At 66.8% G+C, this 24556-nt stretch carries 25 protein-coding genes and 1 pseudogene; 20 read left to right on the top strand and 6 right to left on the bottom strand.

Annotated features, from left to right (window positions below; all coding sequences use genetic code 11):
* The first annotated feature begins 169 nt into the window (after window positions 1–169).
* From V3B41_RS01930 to V3B41_RS01920, 3 genes are all read left to right on the top strand, one after another.
* Window positions 170–1438, top strand: coding sequence for a hypothetical protein (locus V3B41_RS01930; RefSeq protein WP_329859842.1), 1269 nt, complete (start codon window positions 170–172; stop codon window positions 1436–1438).
* A gap of 289 nt (window positions 1439–1727) precedes the next feature.
* Window positions 1728–2468 (top strand): DNA/RNA non-specific endonuclease, encoded by a 741-nt coding sequence (locus V3B41_RS01925; protein ID WP_329859840.1) that lies wholly within the window; start codon window positions 1728–1730, stop codon window positions 2466–2468.
* Between the two features lie 104 nt (window positions 2469–2572).
* Complete coding sequence (locus tag V3B41_RS01920) at window positions 2573–3268, top strand: HAD family phosphatase (protein ID WP_329859838.1); 696 nt, start codon at window positions 2573–2575, stop codon at window positions 3266–3268.
* Between the two features lie 7 nt (window positions 3269–3275).
* Here V3B41_RS01920 and V3B41_RS01915 read toward each other — a convergent pair whose 3' ends face one another.
* The 4 genes from V3B41_RS01915 to V3B41_RS01900 all read right to left on the bottom strand — a co-directional run bounded on the left by V3B41_RS01915 (window position 3276) and on the right by V3B41_RS01900 (window position 5825).
* The gene (locus tag V3B41_RS01915; RefSeq protein WP_329859836.1) at window positions 3276–3506 is read right to left on the bottom strand and encodes a hypothetical protein; all 231 of its coding nucleotides are present in this window, start codon (window positions 3504–3506) and stop codon (window positions 3276–3278) included.
* Window positions 3503–3928, bottom strand: coding sequence for a VOC family protein (locus V3B41_RS01910; RefSeq protein ID WP_329859834.1), 426 nt, complete (start codon window positions 3926–3928; stop codon window positions 3503–3505). The genes V3B41_RS01915 and V3B41_RS01910 overlap by 4 nt, the downstream gene beginning before the upstream one ends.
* 10 nt (window positions 3929–3938) lie before the next feature.
* Window positions 3939–4400 (bottom strand): AraC family transcriptional regulator, encoded by a 462-nt coding sequence (locus V3B41_RS01905; RefSeq protein ID WP_329859832.1) that lies wholly within the window; start codon window positions 4398–4400, stop codon window positions 3939–3941.
* Between the two features lie 69 nt (window positions 4401–4469).
* Window positions 4470–5825: a sigma-54 dependent transcriptional regulator gene (locus tag V3B41_RS01900; protein ID WP_329859830.1), complete on the bottom strand. Its 1356-nt coding sequence runs from the start codon at window positions 5823–5825 to the stop codon at window positions 4470–4472.
* A 396-nt stretch (window positions 5826–6221) separates the two neighbouring features.
* Here V3B41_RS01900 and V3B41_RS01895 point away from each other — a divergent pair, with 396 nt between their 5' ends.
* The 17 genes and pseudogenes from V3B41_RS01895 (at window position 6222) to V3B41_RS01815 (ending at window position 21251) form a co-directional block, all read left to right on the top strand.
* Complete coding sequence (locus tag V3B41_RS01895; protein WP_049430444.1) at window positions 6222–6752, top strand: hypothetical protein; 531 nt, start codon at window positions 6222–6224, stop codon at window positions 6750–6752.
* A 23-nt stretch (window positions 6753–6775) separates the two neighbouring features.
* Window positions 6776–7366: a hypothetical protein gene (locus V3B41_RS01890; protein ID WP_049430490.1), complete on the top strand. Its 591-nt coding sequence runs from the start codon at window positions 6776–6778 to the stop codon at window positions 7364–7366.
* Between the two features lie 43 nt (window positions 7367–7409).
* Window positions 7410–8726, top strand: a complete 1317-nt coding sequence (locus V3B41_RS01885) for a hypothetical protein (RefSeq protein ID WP_049430446.1) — start codon at window positions 7410–7412, stop codon at window positions 8724–8726.
* A gap of 99 nt (window positions 8727–8825) precedes the next feature.
* Window positions 8826–9530, top strand: a complete 705-nt coding sequence (locus tag V3B41_RS01880) for a C39 family peptidase (RefSeq protein ID WP_049430449.1) — start codon at window positions 8826–8828, stop codon at window positions 9528–9530.
* A gap of 13 nt (window positions 9531–9543) precedes the next feature.
* Window positions 9544–10293: a hypothetical protein gene (locus tag V3B41_RS01875; RefSeq protein WP_329859827.1), complete on the top strand. Its 750-nt coding sequence runs from the start codon at window positions 9544–9546 to the stop codon at window positions 10291–10293.
* 46 nt (window positions 10294–10339) lie between these two features.
* Window positions 10340–11665, top strand: a complete 1326-nt coding sequence (locus tag V3B41_RS01870; protein WP_197619245.1) for a transporter — start codon at window positions 10340–10342, stop codon at window positions 11663–11665.
* A gap of 45 nt (window positions 11666–11710) precedes the next feature.
* Window positions 11711–12184, top strand: a pseudogene (locus V3B41_RS01865) (NAD(P)-binding domain-containing protein); the annotation flags it as partial.
* Window positions 12173–12601 (top strand): NAD-binding protein, encoded by a 429-nt coding sequence (locus V3B41_RS01860; protein ID WP_329859986.1) that lies wholly within the window; start codon window positions 12173–12175, stop codon window positions 12599–12601. The pseudogene V3B41_RS01865 and the gene V3B41_RS01860, both read left to right, overlap by 12 nt.
* 101 nt (window positions 12602–12702) lie before the next feature.
* Window positions 12703–13842, top strand: a complete 1140-nt coding sequence (locus V3B41_RS01855) for an SPFH domain-containing protein (protein WP_049430456.1) — start codon at window positions 12703–12705, stop codon at window positions 13840–13842.
* 21 nt (window positions 13843–13863) lie between these two features.
* Window positions 13864–15216, top strand: a complete 1353-nt coding sequence (locus V3B41_RS01850) for a TFIIB-type zinc ribbon-containing protein (protein WP_329859823.1) — start codon at window positions 13864–13866, stop codon at window positions 15214–15216.
* Complete coding sequence (locus tag V3B41_RS01845; RefSeq protein WP_014037272.1) at window positions 15213–15470, top strand: hypothetical protein; 258 nt, start codon at window positions 15213–15215, stop codon at window positions 15468–15470. The genes V3B41_RS01850 and V3B41_RS01845 overlap by 4 nt, the downstream gene beginning before the upstream one ends.
* 210 nt (window positions 15471–15680) lie before the next feature.
* Entirely contained in the window at window positions 15681–16265 is a 585-nt protein-coding gene (locus V3B41_RS01840; protein WP_049430461.1) for an AprI/Inh family metalloprotease inhibitor, read from the top strand.
* Window positions 16266–16334: 69 nt separating this feature from the next.
* Window positions 16335–17294 (top strand): cation diffusion facilitator family transporter, encoded by a 960-nt coding sequence (locus V3B41_RS01835; RefSeq protein WP_049439609.1) that lies wholly within the window; start codon window positions 16335–16337, stop codon window positions 17292–17294.
* Between the two features lie 72 nt (window positions 17295–17366).
* A complete protein-coding gene (locus tag V3B41_RS01830; RefSeq protein ID WP_049430492.1) occupies window positions 17367–18002 on the top strand; it encodes a DNA-3-methyladenine glycosylase in 636 nt (211 codons plus the stop codon).
* Window positions 18002–18196: a hypothetical protein gene (locus V3B41_RS01825; protein WP_049430465.1), complete on the top strand. Its 195-nt coding sequence runs from the start codon at window positions 18002–18004 to the stop codon at window positions 18194–18196. The genes V3B41_RS01830 and V3B41_RS01825 overlap by 1 nt, the downstream gene beginning before the upstream one ends.
* Window positions 18197–18316: 120 nt before the next feature.
* Window positions 18317–20026, top strand: coding sequence for a PAS domain S-box protein (locus V3B41_RS01820; RefSeq protein WP_197631921.1), 1710 nt, complete (start codon window positions 18317–18319; stop codon window positions 20024–20026).
* A 25-nt stretch (window positions 20027–20051) separates the two neighbouring features.
* Window positions 20052–21251 (top strand): M23 family metallopeptidase, encoded by a 1200-nt coding sequence (locus V3B41_RS01815; RefSeq protein WP_080355063.1) that lies wholly within the window; start codon window positions 20052–20054, stop codon window positions 21249–21251.
* Between the two features lie 157 nt (window positions 21252–21408).
* Here the strand turns inward: V3B41_RS01815 and V3B41_RS01810 are convergent, their stop codons facing one another.
* Entirely contained in the window at window positions 21409–23352 is a 1944-nt protein-coding gene (locus V3B41_RS01810) for a MacB family efflux pump subunit (protein WP_049430467.1), read from the bottom strand.
* 2 nt (window positions 23353–23354) lie between these two features.
* Window positions 23355–24536, bottom strand: a complete 1182-nt coding sequence (locus V3B41_RS01805; RefSeq protein WP_049430469.1) for an efflux RND transporter periplasmic adaptor subunit — start codon at window positions 24534–24536, stop codon at window positions 23355–23357.
* Window positions 24537–24556 lie beyond the last annotated feature (20 nt).

The raw sequence follows: 24556 nt of genomic DNA, 5'->3' as shown, positions 1-24556 counted from the left end.
GGTGGTGGTGCAACGGGTTGGACCGTACCAGTGCGAATGGTGGCTGGCACCTTGCGACGCAGCATGACGTTTGCTGCATTGTCGTGAGCTTTGCACCAATGCTATGACGGAGCCTCCCAAAGGATGGATGGATGCCATGAGGTCCCGGACGCTCCCGCTTGCCGCCCTGATGCTGGGTACCGTCGGTCCCGTATCCGCGGACGGGGCGGAGCTGTCCGACGTGGCCGCCGAGGCGATCTTCGAGGAGGCGCAGATGCTGTGCCAGGCCGACAACGGCCAACTTTGGGGAGCGTCACTGTGTGGGCCGATGATGCTGGTAGACCGCAGCAGCCGACGCGTCACGGCATCCCATGCAGATGCACAGGGCAACCTGCAGGCACGTGGAAAGGTCTTCGTCGGCCAGCTTCCACCCGATGCGATCATCGCCAACACCGCTGTCGACTGGTCCGGCACGCGCTGGACGCAGCTGCTCTGGCCGCTGCCACAGGATGAAGGGCGGCGACGCACGCTGCTGGCCCACGAGATGTTCCATCGCCTGCAGCCCGCGCTGGCGATCGCAGCGCCGGCCGAAGGCGGCAATGAGCACCTCGACACTCTGGAAGGACGCTATTGGCTGCAGCTGGAATGGCGTGCACTTGCCGCCGCACTGTCCGCAACAGACCCCAGCGCACAGCGCAACGCGATGGACGATGCGCTCGCGTTCCGTGCTGAGCGTTACCGTCGCTTCCCAGCCGCCGCCCGAGACGAGGCCGCGCTCGAGTTGAACGAGGGCCTGGCCGAGTACACCGGCGTTCTCGTCGGCAATCCAACCCACGCTGCGCGCATCGAAGCTGCACTTCATGACCTTCGCGCCCATGTTGGTGATCGCAGCTTCGTCCGTTCGTTTGCCTACGCGACCGGCCCGGCCTATGGCCTGCTGCTGGACCAGGTTTCGCCCGGATGGCATCGCGATCTCGGCCTCCACGCCCGGGATCTCGGCACACTTCTGGCAGAGCACGCGAGTATCACTCCATCTACCGACGAATCCGCACTGCGTATCGCCGCAGCGCGTCATGGCGGGCCTGCACTGCGCAGGCTGGAAGTACAGCGCGACCAGCAGCGCCTTGCGCTGCTCGAGCGCAACCGGGCCCGCTTCGTCACAGGGCCGGTACTAAGGCTGGATCTTCGCAGCATGCGCATCCAGTTCGACCCCAGCAACATGCAGCCGCTGCCTGGCAGCGGCACGGTGTATCCCACGATGCAGCTCAGCGACGTATGGGGAACGCTGACGGTCACCGACGGAGCGTTGATGCAGAACGACTGGAAGGCCGTGTTCGTCCAGGCACCTGCATCAGGGGAACTGCTGCAAGGCACTGGATGGCAGCTGAGCCTTGAGCCCGGATGGTCGCTCGTACCCGGGGCGCGCCGTGGTGACTACGTGCTGCTTGCGCAGCCCTGAGCCAGGCAACGACGGGCATCCCTGCGCCTAGCACGCGTAGGTTGCACCCACGCGCCGCCTGATCTGACACATCACCAGTGCTTGCGCGCTGTCACAGCTTCGCTTTTTCGTCGTTGACCGAAAGACGACAGCTTGTGACGCTTACGACACCGCAGGGCCTCCGCAACCCAACAACGCGGTCACGTCCCACCGCAATCCGCTGCATCCGACTCCGCACCGTCTCCCCATGACCTCGCCCCGCCAGGTCGAGGCGGACGGCTGCGCCCTGAACTTCTGCTGGAGAACCGCAATGCGCCTTGCAAGCTTCTTCCTCGCGTTCGTCCTCAGTGCCGTCGCCGGCGCTGCCCAGGCCCAGGTCGTCACCCTCAACAAGGGCGGCTTCGTGCTTACCTACGACTGCGGCATCCACAGCGCCACCCGCTACGAATACACCCTGACCGCAGACACTGGTTCGGCCGCGCGGCCGTCCAGCTTCTACAAGGACCCGGACCTGCCGGCCGGCTGCCTCGGGCAGAACAGCACCGCCTCCTACGCCAGCATCAAGTCCGGCTATGACCGGGGCCATCTGGTGACCTCCAATCACATGGATTACAACGCGACCTACATCCGCCGCGCCAACTACATGACCAACATCGTCCCGCAGGTCTCCAGCTTCAACCAGGGCATCTGGGTGAAGGCCGAGAACGTGGCCGAGTGCTATCGCGACATCGCGCCGGTGGACGTTTACGGCGGCGTGGTCTACGGCGACGCCTCCAACGACTACTTCCTTTCCAGCCACGGCATCCCGACCCCGGAATTCTTCTGGAAGACCATCATCACCCGCGACCCGAATACCGGTACCGCCAAGGCGATCAGCTGGATCATCCCCAACGAAGCGAACCTCGGCAGCCTGGACAGCTACCTGGTCACCATCGCCGATCTGGAGGAACTGCTGGGTGCCAGCTACGTGGCGATCAACGCCCCGGCATCGCTGAAGAACATGCTGCCGGCCACCACCTGGCCGCAACCGGCGGGGTGTGATCTGGGCTGACCGGCCTGCCGGGAATGGGTGGCACCCGGTCCGGGTGCCACGCAAGGATGGCTGTGGGAAAATGGCGGGCAATTGCACCACCTCATTGCCCCCTGGAGCTGTAGATGTCCCGCTTTCCCTTCGATGCCGTGCTGTTCGACTGCGACGGCGTATTGGTTGATTCCGAGCCGCTGGTGGCCCGCGTCCTCTCCGAGATGCTGACCGAACGCGGCTGGCCGTTGACTCCGGCGCAGGCGGGCGAAGTCTTCCTTGGCCAGTCCGTGGCCCACCTGGCCGGGCTGATCGAAGAACGCACCGGCAAGCCGTTTACCGAGGAGTGGCTGGAGGAATTCCGCCTGCAGCGCAACGTTGCGCTGGAGCGTGACCTGCAGGCGATCCAGGGCGCACCGGAGGCAGTACGCGCGATCGCAGCGGCAACCGGCGGGCGGATTGCCTGCGCGTCCGGCGCCGATCTGCACAAGGTGCAGCTGCAGCTTGGCAAGGTCGGCATCCTCGATGCCTTCGGCGAGCACGTCTACAGCGGCCAGGACATGGCGAACACCAAGCCGCACCCGGATGTCTACCTGGCGGCGGCCGCGGCACTGGGCGTGGACCCGAAGCGCTGCGCGGTCATCGAAGACACCGTGACCGGCGCAACCGCCGGTGTCGCTGCCGGTGCCACCGTGTTCGGCTTCAGCGAAGGCGGCCCGCACCACAGCACGCCCGAGGCACTGCGTGCGGCCGGTGCGCAGGTGATCTTCCAGCGCATGGAGGATCTTCCGGCGCTGTTGGCGGCCTACGCCGCCGACGCTGCCGCCTGACCCTGCGTCAAGCCGCAGCGCCCTGCCCGGCGTTGCGGCGCCTGCCACTGTAGTGCAGCGCGAACAGGTACAACCCGGTGAACAGCTGCAGGAACAAGGGCGGCAACGGCGAATAGGTGATCCACGCCGCCGGCTCGCCCTGCCCCAGCCCGCGTGCGACGAAGTTGGCGATCACCGCCAGGGTGAACACGATCGAGGTCCAGCGGTGCACGGGCCGTGCCCAGCCACCGCGGCTCATTGCCGGCGCCTCGCTTCGGAGCGGGCTTCGATCATCTTCCAGCCATTGCCGGACGGGTCACGGAATCCGGCATCGACGGCGCCGTAGCGTTCGACCGGCTCCTGCGTGAACTCCACGCCCTGCGCCAGCCATTGCGCGTAGCACGCCTGGCAGTCGTCCACGGCCAGTACCAGCGGCGGCATTGCGCCCTTGGCCACCAGCTGCTGCAGCGCCTGCGCGGTGGCCGCATCGAGTGTGGGCGGACCGGGCACGAACAGGCCCAGCTGGAATCCGTCCTGGCCCGGGCTGCGTACCGTCAGCCAGCGGTAGCTGCCATTGCGCACGTCGGTGTGCACTTCAAAGCCGAGCGTGCCGACATAGAACGCGAGTGCTTCATCCTGGTCGCGCACATACAGGCCGACCGTGTTCACAGTGTTTGTCATGGGACCTCCCTCAGGTGGGATCCACGTTAGCAACCGCCTCACGGCGCCGCTTCTCCAAAACTGCGATGTTCAGGTCCGGTCGCTGCGCGGCACGTGCGTGGCACTCCGGCACGCAGGCCGGCGTCGCCTGGCCGGCCCGCTCACGCTCGCGCACATTGCCCGGGCTGTCGCCGGTGATGTCGCGGAAGATGCGGCCAAAGGTGCCCAGACTGCTCCAGCCGGTCTGCGCGGCAATCTCGGTGACCGGCAGATCGGTATCACGCAGCAGCGCCACCGCACGTTCGATGCGGCGGCTGAGCAGGTAGCGGTGCGGCGGCAGCCCGAATGCCTGCTTGAACGACCGCGCGAAGTGCGCAGGCGACACTGCGCTGACCTCCGCAAGGCGGGCCACCGGCCAATCCTCATGGCTGGTCCGGTCCATCCGGTCCTTGGCGCGTAGCAGGCGTCGCAGCAGTTCGGGGCTCTGGCTCATCTCAAGCACGGCAGCACGGGAGGGCGCTTGCCGAAGCGTGCGCGGAGCGTCAGCCTGCGTCAACCCGGCTCAGCGCTGCGCGGGCAGCTCCAGGCGGTGCTTGCGGCAAAGCCGGTACACCGTCACCCGCGAAATCTGCATCTGGCGCGCGCATTCGGAGACGTTGTAGCCGGTCTGGCGCAGGGTCTGAAGCAACACATCACGTTCGGCCTGGCCACGCGCATCGTGCAGCATCGCACCGGGCGGGGCCGGCACAGGCGCGCCCAGTTCCAGGTCACGCTCGCTGATCAGTTCCCCTTCGGCCATGATCGCAGCGCGCTGCACCCGGTTGAGCAGCTCGCGGACATTGCCCGGCCAGTCGAAGCGGCGCATCGCCTGGATCGCCGCCGGCGAAAAGCCGCGTGCGCGCACCGTGTGGCGCAACCGGAAGCAGCGCAGGAAGTGCTCGGCCAGCAGCTGCACATCGGCACCACGTTCGCGCAGCGGCGGCATCAGCAGCCGCAGCACGTTGAGGCGGTAGTAGAGATCACTGCGGAAACGGCCATGGGCCACGGCGTGCTCCAGCTCGACGTGGGTTGCGGCAAGCACCCGCACGTCGGCGCGCAACGGCTGGCTGCTGCCGACCCGCTCGAAGGTGCCTTCCTGAAGCACCCGCAGCAGGCTGGTCTGGGCCTCCGCCGGCAGGTCGCCCACCTCATCGAGGAATACGGTGCCGCCCTGGGCCGTTTCAAACACGCCGATCTGGCGCTTGTCGGCACCGGTGAACGAGCCGCGCTCATGCCCGAACAACTCCGACTGCACGAGGTTGGCCGGGATCGCACCGCAATTGACGGCGATGAATGGCCTGCCCGCGCGCCCGGACAACGCATGCAGCGCGTGCGCGGCCAACTCCTTGCCGGTGCCGGTTTCACCGGTGACCAGCACCGGCAGTTCCACCGGAGCGAACTTGTGCAGCACAGTGCGCACGGCATGCAGTGCGGGGCTCTCGCCGATCAATGCGCGCGGCCCCTGCCCGTTGCACGCGCCATCAGCAGAGGGTTCATCCGCATCGAACTGCTGGCGCATCGCACTGACCAGGTCCTGCAGGCCGAACGGGAGCGTGAAGCGCGCCAGGCAGAACCGCAGCAGCGGCAGCCATGCCGTTGGCGTGGCCCCTGCGCCGGGCGGCAGCACTGCCAGCCAGGGCAGATGCTGGTGCTGTTCGATCCACGGCATCAGCAGCTGCAGCGCCGGCCCGTCCATATGGCGTAGATCGACGACGGCGAGCAGTCGATCGCGTCCACGCAGGCCAATGGCCATGCCGGGATCGGGATGGATGCTGCGTACATACCAGCCTGCGGCCGCCAGCGCGCTGCGCTCGCCTGCCAGCGGTTCGCCGAACCAGAGTACGCAGCGCGATGTTGAAGCCTCCGGGACCGCCGCCATGCTTCCCCCAGCATCCGGACACCGTCGGCGGACTGTCAGGCAATCACCGGCGTGCCGCCCCCCGCCGGGACTTCTTCGGCCACCGGGGCGGCCTTTGATGGGCGGATGCTAGCGCTGCGCTAAACGGCAGCGCAATGAGCAGCGCGTCAAGAAATCACCGGCTGAAGCGGCACCGTTGCAGTCGGCGATGTCACCTGTAACAACAATGCGACAGTCGGGCATCCGCCTTGCCCTGTGGCAGCTGCGGGCTGCGCAATCCCCACAATTTCCCGACGCCGTTGTAACGCCCTAGCGCCACCCGGCCGCGCCGCACCCCGGCCGCCGGTTGCGGCACGGGCCTCCGGCACTTGGCACGGTTGATGCGTAGTTCCGCCGCACCCACCGCGGAAGCTCGGCATGGACGGCACCACCCTCATTCGTGACCTGGCGGCACCCCTGGCGCTGGCCCTGTTGTCGGTCGCCATGAACGCAGCCGGTTCCGGCGCGCGCCAAGCAGTGAAGGCACAACCGGGCGAAATCGTCCTGTTGCGCGATGTGTCGGCGCGCCCCGCCTACCGGATGGCGCCACCGGGCATGGCGCTGATTGCCGATCCAAAGCCTCAGCGCGAGATCGCCGCCGCGCTTGGCACCCGCGCCGGTAGCGGCGCAATGGACGAGCTGAGCGACGAGGACTATGCAGGCATGGGTGCAGGGCACGCCGCTCCGGCTTCGGCGCCGGGGGGGACGACGGTCGAGCGCGTCACGCAGCAGGCCCTTGGTGGCACGCTCGGCCGCAGCAGCGACGGCATGGCCGGCAGCAGCCTCGGCGGCGCCATGAGCGGTCCGCTGGGCGCGGTGGGCAACAGCACACGCGGCATTGGCGATACGGTGCGCGGCGCCCTCGCCCAGTTCCCGCTGCAGGGTCCGGCCCCGGCAGGTGGCAAGTGAAACGCCCTTGCCTGCCGCTGCTGATGCTGGCGATGGCGCCGTCGCTTGCGCACTGCGACGAGTACAGCGGCATGCTTGCCTATCTGGATGTAGCCCGTATCGACGGCCGCGCATTGGCCGATGCCAATGGCGCGATCGCGGTGAACCAGGCCGCCGGTGACCTCAACCAGCAGGCCAACCTGCGCGGCATCGCCACCGGCGAGCGCGCCGATGTGGCGATCAGCGCCCAGCAACTGCTGCCTGGCAACCGGGTGCTGTCGGCGCCATTGCACGCACGCGCCGGTATCGACGGCGATGCACTTGCGGGTGCCAGCGGCATCGCATCCATCAACCAGGCCAGTGGCATCGCCAACACGACGCTCAACGTCGTCAGCGCGACGCTGGCCCGACAGGGCATACGCGAAACCGACGACTTGGCCTTGGCCGCCGAAGGTTCCGCGTTGGCAGGGGGGCGGGACGACGCCGGTCGCGGCGTTGCGACGGGCACCCGTAGCGTTGGTGTGGCCAGCACCGCGCTACGGGGATTCGACGGGGTCCTGCAACTCAATCAGATAGCGGGCAGCGGCAACGACACGGCCAACGTACTGGGCCTGGTCGTGCAGGACCGCCCGTGACAACCACCCAACCGATGCACCACCTGATGAGAGAGAGGGCACCATGAAAGCGACCGTCAAACAGACCATGCTCGCCATGGCGATTGCCACTGCCTCGACCGCCGCCGCGGCCAATGGCTGGGACAACCAGAACGCCAACGCGAACATCAACCACAACCATACCGTCAGCGAAACCCGCAACGACACGCACAACCACACCGACAACGATGTGCGCAACCGCACCGTCAACGTCAATGTGCAGAAGCACAGCAACATCCAGGCCGACGAACGCAAGGAAAAGAACAACCACGGCGTCGACGTGAACCTGGAGAAGGACCTGCGGTTGAGTACCGACATCAACTTCTCCGGCGACCCGAACATCACCGGTGACATCGACCTCGACTCGGCCGCCATCGCCGTGATCGACAATCGCCAGTCGATCAGCAACAACGCCACCAGCAACAGCCTGGTCACCAACAGCGCCTCCATCGGTGACAGCGTCGGTGCCGGTGCATCGGGCAATCTCGGCTTCAACGTGGTATCGGGCGACAACAACGCGCAGGACAACGCCGCGTCGCTGTCCGCTGCCGATGCATCCTTCAGCTTCGGCATGGCCGACGCCGAGGTGTTCGTCAACCAGGCTGGCTTCGGCAACGCCACCATGAACTCCGGCGTCACCAACGCCGCAGGCCTGGGCGGCAATGCCTTCGGCGGCGCGTCCGGCAATATCGGCGTGAACATCGCTTCGGGCAACAACAACGAGCAGAAGAACGCGCTCGCGGCCTCGGTAGCAACCACGGCGGTGGCGCAGTCGAGCATCAGTTCGAACCAGGTCTCCACCGGCAACACGGTCAGCAACGCCGGCTTCGTGCAGTCCTACACGGATACCGTGCAGGTCGGCATGCGTGGCGGTGTCAGCGGCCTGACCCTGGCCTATGGCGCGGGCACCTACCGCGGCACCGGCAACGCCTACCAGATGGCGAACTACTATCTGGACACCTGGAATGGCGAACTGCCGCACCCGAGTGGCAACAGCACCGGCCACATCGACCTGGACAACCAGATCCAGAACGCCACGATGAACCCCAACCGGCCGGGGGTGGGCGGCCTGGGCTTCGATACGCGTGAGAGTGGCACCAGCCAGTTCGTCGAACTGGGCGTGGCCGACCTGTATGCCAGCCTCAGCGGCACGGTCAGCACCACGCGCTGGGTGAACGTCAACGCCACCAACACTTCGGCATTGTCGGGCAGCGCCTTCTCCGGCGCCTCCGGCAACATCGGCGTGAACGTGGCGTCCGGCACCGGCAACCTGCAGGCCAACAGCCTTGCCTTGGCAGTCGCCCAGCCCAGCACCGGCGGTGGTGGCGGCAGCGGCGAGTAAGCGCAACACCCCGGCCGTCCGCCAATGGCCGGGTTCCCGGGAGCCCCTGTTCCTCCTCCCCCTTGGGACAGGGGCTCCCCCCTGCCGCCGGAGACCGTGATGATCCGTTGCCGTCTTTCGATGCGCCTGCTCTCGTGCCTGTTGCTGCTGGCCACTGCATCTGCGTGGGCGGGCGACGTGCGCTTCAGTGGCGTGCTGCCCAATGGCGCGCTGCTGCAGCAGACGGTGGAGAGCATGCAGGAGCGGCGCTACCGCAACGTGGTACGCCAGCACACCGACTACAGCTGCGGGGCTGCGGCGCTGGCGACCATCCTGCGCCACGCCTACCACCTGGACACCGACGAGGCGACGGTCATCGAAGGGATGATGGGGGTATCCGATCCGGCGCTGGTCGCCGAACGCGGCTTTTCGCTGCTCGACATCAAGCGCTACGTGGAGTCACTGGGCATGCGTGGGCGCGGCTACCGCATCGACGAACAACGCCTGCGCACACTGCGCGTTCCCGGCCTGGTACTGATGGACGTGCGCGGCTTCCGCCATTTCGTGGTGCTCAAGCAGGTCCGTGAGGGCATCGTGGAAGTGGCAGACCCGATCCTCGGCAACCGCAGCCTGGCCCTGCCGGAGTTTCTGGCCGCCTGGCCCTCACGTGCCGTGTTCGTGGTGATCGGCAGTGATTTCGATCGCAACACGGTATTGCTGCAACCCAACGAACGGCCCAGTGCCCGCGCGCTCTTCGCGCGACAGGGGCCGATCACCGATGCCGAGCTGGTCGACTTCGGCTTCAGCCATGCCGACCTGTTCTGAAGGAGGCCTCGCCATGTTCCGCCGCCCCTTGTTGATGGTCCTGCTGCTGGCAAGCCCTGCCCTGCCCCTGCTTGCAGCCGAGGGCGCGCCAGGACGCGGCCTGAAAGAGATTCCGGATCCCGAACTGAACCTGATGCGTGGCCGCTACACCGTGGGTGGAAACACCGTGGCCTGGTTCGGGGTAACCATGGTCTCGCAATGGCAGGCCGGCAACGGCGCCGCGCTGCAGGGCGCGCTGACGCTGGGCATGGACTTCCGCGGCGGCGGCCCCCCGAAGCTGAGCTTCCAGCCCAGCGTGCATGTGACCGCCGCCGACCCCCCGTTGCCGGACACGCACGGCCGCAGCATCGACAGCAGCGGCCTGGCCAACGCCAGTGGGCTGGTGCAGAGCGTGCAGGTGGCCGGCGATGGCAACGTCGCACGCAACGCCACCACGCTGGTGGTGCGTGACGGTGCCGTGCCCGTGGCGACATCCGACGGCGCTCATGCGGCCAGCGCACAGCAGGCCGGCATCCGTGCCAGTGCCGTGCTGGACGGCAACCAGGCACGCCTGATGCTGCAGGTGGACGGCCAGGGGCTGGTGCAGCAATGGATACGCAATGGCAGCGTCGGCCAGGGCATCGCCCTGGCCGGTGACGGCCAGGCAGCCAGCAACCAGCTGCGGCTGGAAATGGTGAGGAACACCGCGGGCGGCAACCTGCCGTTGAGCCAGAACGTGGCCCAGGCAATCGCGCTGAACCGCGGCATGGGGCCGGGCCAGTAACACGGCGCGGCATTGGGGGACGCGTTCCACAACGCAGGACACGAACATGCACACCCTACTGAGGATCACCCCGGTGGCGCTGGCGGCGCTGGCGGGCACCGCCCTCGCCGCACCTCCGGCGGCGGCCGACGACAATGCGGATGTACAGGCCTTGGCCAACCAGCTGGAGCAGCTCAAAAGCAACTACGCCCAGGAGGTTCGACGATTGCGCGAACTGGACATGCAGGTGCAGGCCATGCAGGCGCGATTGAGTGGCCGGGTTGGACCAATGGATCCGGCAGTCGCAACTGCTCCGGCAACGGCAGTAGAGCGCGGCACGGCACTACAGGCCGGTGCAGGTGCAGCCGTTCCACCACGCAGCGAAGGCTACGCCAGCACGGCGGCCGAGGCGCAGCAGGCGAAGCAGGAGTCGCGACGCAGCGTGGATGATGTGAAGCAGCAGCAATCGGCCCTGTTTTCCCGCCGCTTCACCGTCGAAAACAGCCTCAGCTACGCCCGCTACGACCGCAAGCAGCTCACCCTCAACGGCTTCCTCGCACTGGACGCGATCTTCCTCGGCAATATCGCCATCGAGAACGTGGAGTCCGATTCCCTCACCTACAACCTGGCTGCGCGCTGGGGCGTCAGCCCGAACCTCACCCTCAACCTGGACGTGCCCTACCTCGCACGGCGCACGGTTTACCAGAAAGGTGGGGCGGGCGGCGCAGCTGCTGCCATTGCACAGGAAGAGACCAATGGCAACGGCCTGGGCGATATCGGCCTGAGCGCCAACTACCGGCTGTTCGGGGAACGTGGCTGGCGGCCCGAGACGGTACTGACGGCAGGCGTGACCGCGCCCACCGGTCGCGCGCCCTACGGCCTGGACTGGAAGGTGATCGAGCGTGATGACGACGACTACATCCGCTTCGCCGTGCCGCGCGAACAGCCCACGGGCAACGGCGTATGGCAGGCCAACCTGGGCCTCTCGATGGTCAAGACCGCTGATCCGGCGATCCTGTTCGCCAACATCGGCTACGTGCACTCCATCCCGCGCGGGTTCAACGATATCGACAGCAATCCGGATACCGTGAACCCGGGTGATGTGAAGCTGGGCGGCTCGGTGTACTTCGGTGCCGGAGTTGCCTTTGCGTTCAATGAACGCACCAGCCTCAGCCTGTCCTTCAGCGACCGCATCAGCGCCCGTGCCTCGACCCGCTTCCAGGGCGGCAAGTGGACGAAGGTGATCGGCAGCGACGCCAACGCGGCGTCACTGAATCTGGGCGTGACCTACGCGCTGAACCAGCATACCACGCTGGTCACCCTGCTGGGCATCGGGCTGACCCCGGATGCGCCGGACTTCACCTTGGCGTTCAAGATTCCGTACATGCTCTAGCGGCCACTGCCCATGGCATGATGGGCGCCCTGCGGCCAGCGGACGTCCATCATGCGCATCGGATTCCTGGGACTTGGAGTGATGGGAACGCCCATGGCGGCCCATCTGGCTCGCGCAGGTTACGAGGTACGCGGCTGGTCGCGCTCAGACCGCAACCATGCTGCCGCGCGCGCCGCCGGCATCGACGTCTGCGAGGCAGTGGACGAAGTATTCGCGGCCTGCGACCACCTCATCCTGATGCTGGCCAACGACGATGCCATCGACAGCGTGCTCGACCGCCATAGCGCGGCGTTCGGCGAGCGGGTCGAGGGCCGCCTGCTGATCAACATGGGCACCAGCTCGGCAGCGTACTCGCAGGCGCTGGCCGAGCAGATCCGTGCCGCGGGCGGCCGCTACGTCGAGGCGCCGGTGTCCGGCTCACGCGTACAGGCCGAAGCGGCGCAGCTGGTGATCCTGCTGGCCGGTGCGGATGCCGACCTCGCGGCAGCCGCCCCACTGGTTGCACCGATGGGCAGGCAAACGGTGTGCTGTGGTGCAGTGCCGTCCGCGCTGCGCATGAAACTGGCGGTGAACCTGTACCTGATCACCCTGGTCACCGGCCTGGCCGAAGCGGTGCACTTCGCCGAAGCCCACGGCGTCGAGCTGGACCGCTTCGCGCAGGTGCTCAACGCAGGGCCGATGGCCAGCGAAGTATCACGCATCAAGCTGGACAAGATGGTCCGTGGCGACTTCAGCGTGCAGGCGTCGATCACCGACGTGCGCAAGAACAGTGGGCTGGTAGCCGCTGCCGCCCATGAGGTCGGCATGCATGCGCCCTTGATCGACGCCAGCGACGCGCTGTTTGCACAGGCACTGGCGTCCGGGTCGGGGGCGCTGGACATGGCGGCCGTGCTGCAGGTTGTACGGGCCGGGCCAACCGGCACGGGCCGGCGCTGATCCGGATTCATGTTCCGGCACCACTGCCGCCCCCCACCGCTGCTATATTCAGTCCAGCTCGGCAGGCACGGTGCCTGCCCTCGAATCACAGGGAGTTGGACATGGGTCTGGTACAGGCGGTGAAGGGTGCGGTTGGCGGTGTTCTGGCCGACCAGTGGAAGGACTTCTACACCGTGCCGGCGGGCCTGCCGTCCACGGCGGCCCTGTTCGCGGCGGTGCCGCAGGGCACCAATGCCGGACGCGGCTCCAACACCAGCGGCTCGTCCAACATCATCACCAACGGCTCGAAGATCATCGTGCCCGAAGGCTACGGCCTGCTGCTGTTCCAGGACGGCGCGATCACTGCGTTCGTCGCCGAACCGGGTGGCTATGAGTGGCGCTCGGACGATCTGAACTCGCAGTCGATCTTCGCCGGCGACGGCCTGGTCAGCACCTTCATCAAGCAGAGCTGGGAACGCTTCAAGTTCGGCGGCCAGCCCGGCTCGCAGCAGGCCGCCTACTTCGTCTCGCTGAAGGAGCTGCCCGACAACCGCTTCGGCACCCAGTCGGAAATCTACTGGGACGACGGCTTCCTCAACACCCAGGTCGGCGCGGTCACCCGTGGCTCGTACACGCTGAAGATTGTCGACCCGATCCTGTTCGTGAAGAACTTCGTGCCGGCCAGCTACCTGCGGCCCGGCCAGGTGTTCGACTTCACTGATCTGGACAATGCCGCCGCCAACCAACTGTTCAATGAAGTGGTCGGTTCGCTGGCCCCGGCCTTCAGCCTGTACACCAACGACCCGGGCAAGGGCAACCGCATCACCAAGCTGCAGCAGGACTCGCTGGGCTTCGCGCAGAGCCTGTCGGCCGCGGTTGAACAGGGCTACCAGTGGAAGTCGGACCGCGGCCTGGCCATCGTCAAGACCGCCATCGTCTCGATCGAATACGACGCCAACACCCGCGAACTGCTGAAAACCGTGCAGCGCGCCGATGCGCTGTCCGGTGCGCGTGGCAACTCCAACCTGCAGGCCAGTGTTGCCCAGGGCATCCAGTCGGCAGGCGAGAATGGCGGCGCGGCAGGCCTGGTCGGAGTCGGCATGGCATCTGGCATGTTCGGTGTCGGCGGCATGCAGCAGCCGGTGGCCCCGGCTGCGGACGACCCGGTCGCCAAGCTGAAGAAGGCGAAGGAAATGCTGGACCTGGGCCTGATCACCCAGAGTGACTACGACGCGCTCAAGGCCAAGGCACTGGGCCTGTAACCGGCAGGACGCATACACCACATGTCCGATCCCCGAAACGGCCCACCGCCGCTGCCCGGATCCGTGCCCGCGACGCCGCCGCCCCTGCCGGCGGCGTCGTTGGATGGGCCGGGTTCGCCGCAGGACGTCCCTCCCCTGCCCGGCAGCTTCCCGCTGGACACTTCGACGCTGCCGCAGGCGATCCGCGATGAAGTGGAAGCGCCTGATCCGGTTGCCATCGACACCTCGGCCAGCGAGCTGAAGGATGGCCTCAACCGCTGCCCGAAGTGCGGCGCCACCGACATCCGGCCCAAGGCCGGCACCGATATCCTGGTCTGCCTGTACTGCCGTCACGAATGGCATGGCGCGCGGGTCGAGGAGGAATTCGGGCTGGGCGAGGCCATCGACCAGCTGCGCGGCACCGTCATCGCCTCCGGCGCACGCGACATCGATGCCAATACCTCGGCGTTGATGACGTTCAAGTGCACCGGCTGCGGCGCCGAAGTCACCGTCAATACCGAAAGCACGATGACAGCGCGCTGCCACTGGTGCCGCCACGTCTTCGGCGTCAACGAGCAGATCGCCAACGGCGCGGTGCCAGATGCCGTGCTGCCCTTCCATATCAAGAAGGACGATGCGGTCGCACGCATCCGCCAGTTCGTCGACAAGCGCCGGATGTTTGCGCTGAAGGCGTTCAAGGACCAGTTCACCCCGGATAACGTGGTGGGCGTATTCCTGCCCTACATGATCGTCGACAGCAATGTCAGCGCGGCCGTGGCCGGCAAGGGCGAGATCAAGACGCGCGAATACACGGTGGGCAGCGAGAAGAACAAGCGCACCCTCTACGACGCCGATGTCTACCAGGTCGAGCGCCAGGTGGATTTCACCGTCGATGACCTGCCACTGGAATCCTCGGCCGAGCGCGGCAATCTGGATACTCGCGCCAACACCAACAACATCATCAACACCATCCTGCCGTTCGACACCAAGAACGCGGTGAAGTGGAACGCCTCGTACCTGGCCGGCTTCACTTCGGAGAAGCGCAACCTGGATGTGGAAAGACTGCGGCCGCGGTTGGAAGACCAGCTGCTGTCGATTGCCCGCGCACAGGTGGAAGGTTCGGTGAAGCGCTACAACCGTGGCGTGCGCTGGGAACAGGAACAGCTGGAGGTGCATGGGACCCGCTGGGTATCGATGTACCTGCCGGTGTGGCTGTATTCCTACCATCAGCCTGGAAAGAACGGCGGCATGCTGCATTACATCGCAGTGAATGGCCGCACCGGCGAGACCATGGGCAGCGTACCCGTGCAGCAATGGAAGATGCTGCTGGCGGCACTGGCCACCGGCACCATCATTGAAGCCCTCGCAATAGCATTCCTGGTGGCATCGACATGAGCGACGACAGTGGCCTCTGGCTGTTGGCGGCAGGTCCGGCCGGCGCAACCGCGCTGTACTGGGCGCTGTACCGCTATTACCGCAACACCGACAAATCCCACTCCTTCGAGCATGAAACCGAGATCGAGGCGAAGCCCGTCACCGGCTCGGACCAGCAGGTGGGCAGGGTCACCGGTACCGAGGAGAAGCGCATCCGCGGTGACAATGTGTATGAGTACCGGAAACGGGTGGTGCGGGTAAAGCCCGACCCGTAGCGCCAGGCCCTGCCTGGCTGCGGGTAGTGCCGGCCGCTGGCCGGCATTCCTTCGGTCTCTGGGCGCCAAAGAGGAGCCGGCCGGCGGCCGGCACTACCCTTCAGCAGACAGCACCCAGCCTTCGCTGGGCTGCCCCAGGGCACACCCTCACACCGTCTCCCGCCCCACCGGTTCGATACTCGCGCGGTCCACCCTTCCGAGGATGCTGCAATGGCTGCCGTGCTCGCCCGTACCTGCCTGTCCGCGTTGTGCTGCCTGGCCCTGCCCGCCCTCGCCCAGGACGCCTCGTTCGGCTTCGGCGGACAGACCACCCACACCGACCAGACCACGCAATCCAGCAGCACCCAGACCCAGGGCAGTGGCGCGGTGACCACCCAGACCACCACCAGCGGCATCTCGCAGTCCGAGTCACGCAGCGGAAGCAAAGAGATCGTCGTGGGCTTCGGTTCCCACGACGACAACGACGACTGGCGCCAAGACCGCCACCGTGGCGGCCGCGATTTGCGCGACAGCGACCTGTTCGGCAGCTGGACACTGGGCCAGGAGAACGGCAGCACCTGCACCATCGAGCTGAAGAACATCGAGTGGTTCGGCGGCTACAATGCCTATGTGCCTGCCGGCTGCCCGGATGGCTTCTTCTCGGCCAACCGCTGGGTGCTGTCGGGCAACCAGCTGCAGCTGACCGACACCAGCAACACGGTGTTCGGGCGGTTCCGCGCGTCGGGAGGCGGGCGTTGGACGGGGTACCGTGAATCGGATGGGGCGCGTTTGTATCTCAATCCCAAGGGACGCTGATCGCACCGTGCACGCAGTGGGCACGCGCTGAACGGGAAGATCAGGCGTCCGCCTCACCCCGCTGCCGAAATGTCCGCTCCCACCGGTTCCCGCCTGGTCATCTATGCCGCACTCGCCGGCAACCTCGCCATTGCCATCGCCAAGTTCATCGCTGCCGGCATCTCCGGCAGCTCGGCCATGCTCAGCGAAGGCGTGCATTCGCTGGTCGACACCCTTAATGAACTGCTGTTGCTGTATGGACTGCGCCGTGCCGGCAAGGCGCCGGACCCGGTCCATCCATTCGGCTATGGCCGCGAGCTGTACTTCTGGAGCTTCATCGTCGCCCTGCTGGTGTTCGCCGCTGGCGCCGGCGTCTCGGCGTACGAGGGCATCCAGCACATCCGCCGGCCGGAGCCGGCCACCAATCATGCGTTGAGCTACAGCGTGCTGGGCATTTCCATCCTGTTCGAGGGGGCCTCCTGGTGGGTGGCGCTGCGGGAGTTCCGGCGTACCAAAGGCAAACTTGGCTACTTCGAAGCCTTCCGCCGCAGCAAGGACCCTTCCACCTTCACCGTACTGCTGGAAGACAGCGCTGCGTTGCTCGGGCTGGGCTTCGCGTTGATCGGCCTGGTGGCCGCGCAGGTGCTGGATATGCCGGTGCTTGATGGTGTGGCGTCGCTGTGCATCGCCGGCGTGCTGGCCGCAACCGCCTTCCTCCTGGCCCGTGAAACCAAGGGCCTGCTGGTTGGAGAGCCTGCCCACCCCGCGGTGGCCGAGCGGATCATGGCGGTGGCCGAAACCGATCCGGACCTGCGCCGCGCCAATGGCGTGACCACCATGCAGATGGGCCCGGAACAGGTGGTGGCCATGCTCAGCGCCGAGTTCGAGGACGATCGGCAGACCCCACAGATTGAAGCCTGCATCACCCGCATCGAAACGGCGGTAAAGCGCGAGTATCCGGAACTGGTGGCACTGTTCATCAAACCGCAGACGCCCGAGGTCTATGCCGCCCGGCGCGCCACGCTGGCGGCGCCGCCCGCGCCGGAATGACGCTGCGCCTGCGCCCGTTTCACCAGTCCAATGCCACAGTCCCACCAACATTTGCCCGAGCCTGCCTCTACCGTGCCGGATTGGTTGCCCGCCTCTCTTCAGATCCTCCCGCGCAGCTTCTACCGGCGCCCGCCCGTCGAGGTTGCGCCCGAGCTGCTCAACAAACTTCTGGTCCGTAACGATGGCCGAGCCGGTCGCATCGTTGAAGTCGAGGCCTACGCGGGCAGCGTCGATCCGGCGGCGCACTCCTATCGGGGGCAGACGCCGCGCACGGCCAGCATGTTCGGTGAGGCCGGCCACCTGTATGTCTACTTCACTTACGGCATGCACTGGGGCAGCAACGTGGTCTGCGGAGAGGTCGGTGACGGCGTGGCGGTGCTGCTGCGGGCCGTCGAGCCGCTGGCAGGCCTTGAGCGCATGCACGAGCTGCGCCCCACCGCGCGCCGGGACCACGATCTGGCCAGCGGCCCCGGCAAGCTCTCGCAGGCATTCGGGCTGGACCGCAGTTTCGACGGCGCCGACCTGGTGACCGGCAGCCATGGCATCATGATCGCAAGCGATGGGACCCCGCCTCCGTCCGACCCGGTAGTGGGTCCACGCATCGGCATTACCCGCGCTGTCGATTTCCCTTGGCGCTGGCACATACGTGACAATCGTCACGTATCGATCCAGCCACGTCGTACTCCCGCCCCTGCGAGGAAACGATGATGACCCCGCTCGACAAACCACTGCGTCGCGAACTGGACATCGATGGCCGGCCCTATACCCTCACCGTGGACCCCGAAGGCCTCAAGCTGGTCGGAAAGGGGCGACGCAAGGGCATCACGCTACGCTGGCAGGACTTGCTATCCGGCGATGCCGCACTGGCCACCGCCCTGCAGGCATCGCTCCAACAACACTGAGCGGGCGCGGCCACCTCACATCGGCATCACTCCGCCATGGCGATACATATCGCCGTGCGCACAAGCGTAGCGCCAGCCAGCCGCCGCAACCGCCCTCGCTACCCAGCCCTGAAAAGCGCCATGGACGAAGCCGAACGTCTGCTCGAAATCGAACGACTGCACCTGCTGGATACGCCCCCTGAGCCAGTGTTCGATGCCATCGTCGCCGCCGCCCGCGCCGCGACCGGCATGACCATGGGACTGATCACCGTGGTGGCCGAAGACCGGCAGTGGTTCAAGGCCAATATCGGGCTGGAGGGCGTCACCGAAACGGCCCGCGAGATCTCCTTCTGCACGCATGCGATCCGTCACGACGAGCTGTTCGAAATACCCGACGCGCGCCAGGACCCTCGCTTCTCGACCAATCCCCTGGTGACCGCCGGGCCGCGCATCCGGCACTACGCCGGCATCCCGCTGGGCTCGGCCCATGGTGCACGCATTGGCACGCTGTGCCTGCTCGACCCGATGCCCGGCGTGCTGTCTCCCTCCCAGCGCGAACTGATGGTGCATCTGGCGCGGGTCACCACCCAGGTCCTGGAGCAGCGCAGCACGCTGATGGCCCAGGTTGGACAGGCCAAGGCCCTGCATCGAGAGCTGAAGCGCAGCGAGGACTTCCTGGAACGCACCAACCGCGCAGCACGGGTGGGTGGCTGGGAGATGGACCTGGTCACCAACGAAGTGCGCTGGACCCGTGAGACCAAGCAGCTGCACGGCGTGCGCAGCAACTTTGAACCGACGCTCGACACCGCGCTGTCGTTCTATCGCGAAGACAGCCGCAACATCATCCGCGCGGCAGTGCAGCGTTGCATCGACGAAGGCACGTCCTGGGAGGTGCAGCTGCCAATGACCACCGCCGACGGGCGCGCGATCTGGACCCGGGTGGTCGGTGGGCGGCAGCAGGTAGATGGACGCCCGCGGCTGGTTGGGGCCATCCAGGACATCACCGAAGAGCGCGCGGCACTGGATGCCCTGGAAGCCAGCGAAACACGCTACCGGCGCCTGTTCCACTACAGCCTTGGCCTGATCTGCACCCACACGCTGGACGGCGTGCTGACATCGGTCAATCCGGCCGCCGTGCAGTCACTGGGCTTCCATGAGAGCCAGATGATCGGGCGCAGCCTGTGTGACCTGATGCCGCCGGACAAGCGCGCCGCTTTCAAGGCCTATCTCGAGCGCATTGCGGTGAATCACACCGATGCTGGCGTCATCGAGCTGATCGCTGCGGACGGCACCCGGCATTTCTGGGCCTATCACAATGTGCTCGACAACGAGGCCAGTCCGCCGTACGTGCTGGGCCATGCGCAGGACGTGACGGCGCTGCGGATGCAGGAACAGCAATTGCGCGAGATGTCCTTCAAGGACCCGCTCACCCAGAGCTACAACCGACGCTTCCTGCCTCGGCTGGACGCATTGGCGGACCAGCCATGGGCCTGCCTGATGTTCGATCTGGATCATTTCAAGCGGATCAACGACACCCAAGGCCATGCGCGGGGTGACACGGTGCTGGTCGAGTTCGTCGCTTTCCTGCGTGGCCCGCTGGGTGCGGCGGAGCACGTGGTGCGCATGGGCGGCGACGAATTCATGGTGGTGCTGACCGCGCCGGAACCCGGACGGCTGGCCGCGCTGGAACTGTGGTATGTGCAGAAGGCCGGACAGTCACCGACGCCGTTCTCGCTCGGTTCGACCCACCACACCCCGGGCGAATCGGTGGCCGATACCCTGCAGCGTGCCGACAGTCGCCTGTATCGGGAACGCGCGCGGGTGCGCCAGCATCCCCGGCCGGCGCCCTGATACCTCGAGCCCCCGGCGTGGCGCTATGCTCGGCAGCGGCCACCGTCGGCCTGGGGGAACACGTATGATCCGCAGTGTCTGCCTGGCTCTGCTGCTGTTGCTCCTTCCTTTTCCTGCGATGCCAGCACCAGCCCCTGCACCGGTTGAAGCACGGGTACCCTTCGCGCCGACGCCCTTCGTCGGCAGCGACGGCCTGCGCCATCTGGCCTACGAGCTGCACATCACCAACTACTACGGCGATACCGGTGCGCTGCTGCCGCAATCGCTGCAGGTGTTCGGCGACGATTCCAGCATTCCGCTGCTGAGCCTGGATGGCCCTGCCCTGCGCCACTGGGTACGGCCATCGCCTTCAGAGGATGGGGCGATATCCATTGCACCGGGCAAGCGCCTGGTGGTGTTCCTGTGGCTGTCACTGCCCGCCGCCGATCGCGTGCCGCATACCCTCCGGCACCGCATGCTGCTGGGCACCGAGCACCACGGCAGCGTGGCGCTGGACGGCGCCCTTGTTGCGGTCAGCGCGGCGAAGGTGATGGCGCTCGGCCCGCCCCTACGGGGTGGCCGATGGCTTGCCCATGAAGGGCCCGGCGCGGCGCAGTCACACCATTGGGGCAGCCTGGTGGCAGTGAATGGTGACCTGACCATTCCGCAGCGCTTCGCGCTCGATCTGGTCGGCGTCGACGAACAGGGGCGCGCCGTGCGCCCAACGGCCAGCGATCTGGAGCACACCCGCCATTCGGATTGGGTGGGCTACGCAGCACCCGTGCTGGCCGTGGCCGACGGCATCGTGCGCGCGACACGTGACGGGCAACCCGAACATGCGCCCCTGACCGCGCAACCGGAACCCGCCTCGCTCACGGCGGATGGCTTGTTTGGCAACTACGTTGTCCTGGAAGTTTCACCGGGCATCTTTGCCAGCTACGCCCACCTGCGCACCGGCAGCATCAAGGTGGAACCCGGGCAGCGCGTCCAGCGCGGACAGGCGCTGGCCCAGCTTGGGCAGTCGGGCAACTCCGCCGCCCCGCATCTGCACTTCCAGCTCTCCAACAAGGCAACGTTCGAAGGCTCCGAGGGCATCCCCTATGTCTTCCAGGCTTTCAACGATTTCGGCCCTGAAAGCGAAGCGCAGCTGTTCGGCCAAGGGGAGGCCTGGACACCCGGCGCGACCGCGCAGCATGGGAGTCAGCTGCCGCTGAACGACATCGTCATTGAGTTCCCGCCGCGCTGACACACCCACCCCGCCGCCAGCGCCGCTCCTGTAGAGCCGAGACCACGCTCGGCTTGCTGCGCGCGGCGCTCATCGTGGCCTGGCCGAAGAGGCCGAAGAGGCCGAAGAGCAGCCGAGCGCGGGCTCGGCTCTACAGGTTCCAGCAGCGGGTGCGGCCCTATTCGGCCGCCAGCGCCTGGATGGGGTCCAGTTGCGCTGCACTGCGTGCCGGGAAGTAGCCAAAGCCCAGCCCGATTGCCGAGGAACACGCCAGCGCAGCCAGCACTGGCCCGGCGGTGAACAGGAACGGCACACCCAGCGACAGCAGGCTGGACAGCGCCCCCACGCCGAATGCAAGCAGCACCCCCAGCACGCCGCCGAACAGGCAGATCAGCACCGCCTCGATCAGGAACTGGCGCAGGATGTCACCCTGCCGCGCGCCCACGGCCAGGCGCACGCCAATCTCGCGCACGCGTTCTTTCACCGACACCAGCATGATGTTCATCACCCCCACCCCACCCACCACCAGCGCCACCGCAGCAATGGCGGAGACCAGCGCCGCCAGGGTCTGGCTGGACTTCATCACTGCCCTGCGGATCTGGTCGGCGTTGTAGATGAAGAAATCGCGGCGACCATGCAGGCGCTCCAGTTCGGCACCCAGCGAGGCCTCTGCGGCGCTGGTAGGTACATTGTCGCGCACGCGTACGGTGATGCTCTCCAGGCGCTGGCTGCCCAGCAGTCGCGACGCCGCCGAGGTGTAGGGCACGTAGACCGTGGGGGTTGCGCCGCCAGCGAATGCATTGGCCCCCACCACGCCGATCACCTCCACCGGCATGCCACCCAGCAGCACCGTGCTGCCGATCGGGTTGCCCGTGAACAGCGCCTTGGCGGCCTTCTGGTCGACCACACCCAGCGCACGATGCTCACTCACTTCAGCGCCGGTGAAGAAGCGCCCCGCCTTCAGTCGCAGTCCACGCACGCGCAGCATGTCGGCCCCCACGCCCAGCACCTGGGTGTTGGCACGACGGCTGCCCTGCAGGGCAGCCACTGATCCGGTCAGGTTCGGGCTGACGCTGTCCACGTAGCTCAACGCCCCAAGATGATCCGCGTCGCCGACCACCAGTGTCTCGATCTCTGCCGAGCGGGGGTCGCCGAAATCGGCACCGGGGAAGATCTCCAGCGTACTGGCACCGAGTTCGTTTATCTGTGATTCCACCTGCGCCTGGGCGCCCTTGCCCAGCGCCACCACCGTCACCACGGCCGCCACACCGATGATGATGCCGAGCATGGTCAGCAGAGTGCGCAGGCGATGGGCCAGCATCGACCGCACGGCCATCCGCGTGGCCTCGCGTATGGCGTCCATGCGTGCGCGGCGCTCGGTAACTGATGGAACACCGCGATCGGGCGCGGTCACTACAGATGCAGAAGCCGGGCCACGCTCACCGCGGTCGGCCACCACCCGGCCGTCTGCGATCTCGATCAATCGCTTGGCGTTGGCCGCGATCGCCGCGTCGTGCGTGACCAGGATCACCGTGTGGCCTTGTGCATGCAGGCGCTTCAGTTCGGCCATCACCTGCTGGCCACTGGCATGGTCCAGCGCCCCTGTCGGCTCATCGGCCAACACGATGGCGCCGCCGTTCATCAGCGAACGGGCAATGGACACGCGCTGCTGCTGGCCACCGGACAGCTGGCTCGGCCGGTTCGCGGTGCGCTCACCCAGGCCGAGCGTTTCCAGCAGCCTGCGCGCGCGGGCCGTGCGTGCTTCCGCCTCCATGCCGGCATAGACCGCCGGCAGCGCTACATTCTCGGTAGCGCTCAGGTTCTCCATCAGGTTGTAGCGCTGGAAGATGAAACCAAAATGCTCGCGGCGCAGCCGTGCAAGCGTATCCGGAGCCATCTGCTCGGTGGCCTCGCCGTTCACCCGATAGCTGCCCTCGGTCGGCCTGTCCAGGCAGCCGAGGATGTTCATCAGCGTTGACTTGCCCGAACCCGACGGGCCGATGATGGCGATGAATTCACCGGCGTCGATGCGCAGGGAAACGTCCTTGAGCACCACAATCTCGCCAGCACCCGAGCGGTAGCTGCGCGATACGCCATGCAGTTCCAGCAGTGCGTCGGTCATGTTCACATCCCAAGCAGGCTGGTCGGTTCGGATTCACCGCCGCTGGGCGCCTGGCCGATCACCACGTTCTCTCCCGCCCGCAGGCCGCTCAGTATCTGCACGGCGGTGGCCGTGCGCAGGCCGGTCGTCACTGCACGCTTGCGCACTCGGCCCTTGGGGTCGACCACGCGCACGGTGCCGCGGTTGCCATCCATGTCGTCCGGCGCAACCAGCGCCGTCAACGGTACCTGCAGCGCATTGGCGGCGCGCGCGAGCTGCACGGTCACCTTCACCGTCATCGATGGTTTCAGTTTCAGGCCGGGGTTGGCCACATCGAACAGGCCGGCGTAGTACACCGCCTTGGGCGACTGCGCCGAGCCGCCTGCATTGCCGGTAGCGACGTCGGCAATGGAAGATGGCGCTGGCTCCAGCTGCTGCAGGTGGGACTCATAACGGCGACCGCTCGGCCCCAGGGTCGAGAACCACAGCGGTTGCCCCGGCGCCACCAGTTCCACGTCAGCCTCGGCAATCTCGGCACGCACCGTCATCGTGTCCATCTGCGCCAGCATCACGATGGTCGGCGTGGTCTGCATCGAGTTCAGCGTCTGTCCTGCCTTGGTCACGATGGCCACGATGTAGCCGTCGCTGGGCGAGACGATGCGGGTATAGCCCAGGTTGATCCGTGCGGTTTCCACCTGGGTCACTGCCTGGTCGATCTGTGCCTGCAGCGCGGCCACTTCCGAACGCGCCGCATCGCGTGCCATGCGCGCGGCTTCGAAGCCCTCCTGTGACACCAGTCGCGACGCAACCAGCTGCGACTGCCGCTCGTAGACACCGCTGGCCTGCGCATGGCGCGCCTGGCTGGCGGCATGCTGGGCACGCAGTGCATTGGTGGCTGCCTCGGCGCTGCGCAGCGCGATGCGCTGCGGCTGCGAGTCGACCTCGGCGATCAGTTGGCCGGCCTGTACCCGCTGCCCCAGCACCACATGCAGGCGCTTGACCTGGCCGGACACCTGCGCGCCCACCGCAACCAGCTCCTTGGGATTGACCCGGCCGACCGCCTGTATGGTCTTTTCCAGATCTGCCACCTGCGCCGGCGCGGTGATCAGCGCGGCATCCCCGTCTTCGGCCAGCGCCCACCATCCGGTGCCCGCGACCAGCGTGGCCACGGTACCGGCAATGATCCAGATCCTGCGATTGCTCATCGAAACGCCCGGCTGCCTGC

Source organism: Stenotrophomonas sp. SMYL89, from assembly GCF_036319985.1.
Taxonomy (GTDB): domain Bacteria; phylum Pseudomonadota; class Gammaproteobacteria; order Xanthomonadales; family Xanthomonadaceae; genus Stenotrophomonas; species Stenotrophomonas maltophilia_Q.
Note: the sequence above shows the minus strand (reverse complement) of the source record. Positions and strands in the feature narration are given on the sequence as shown.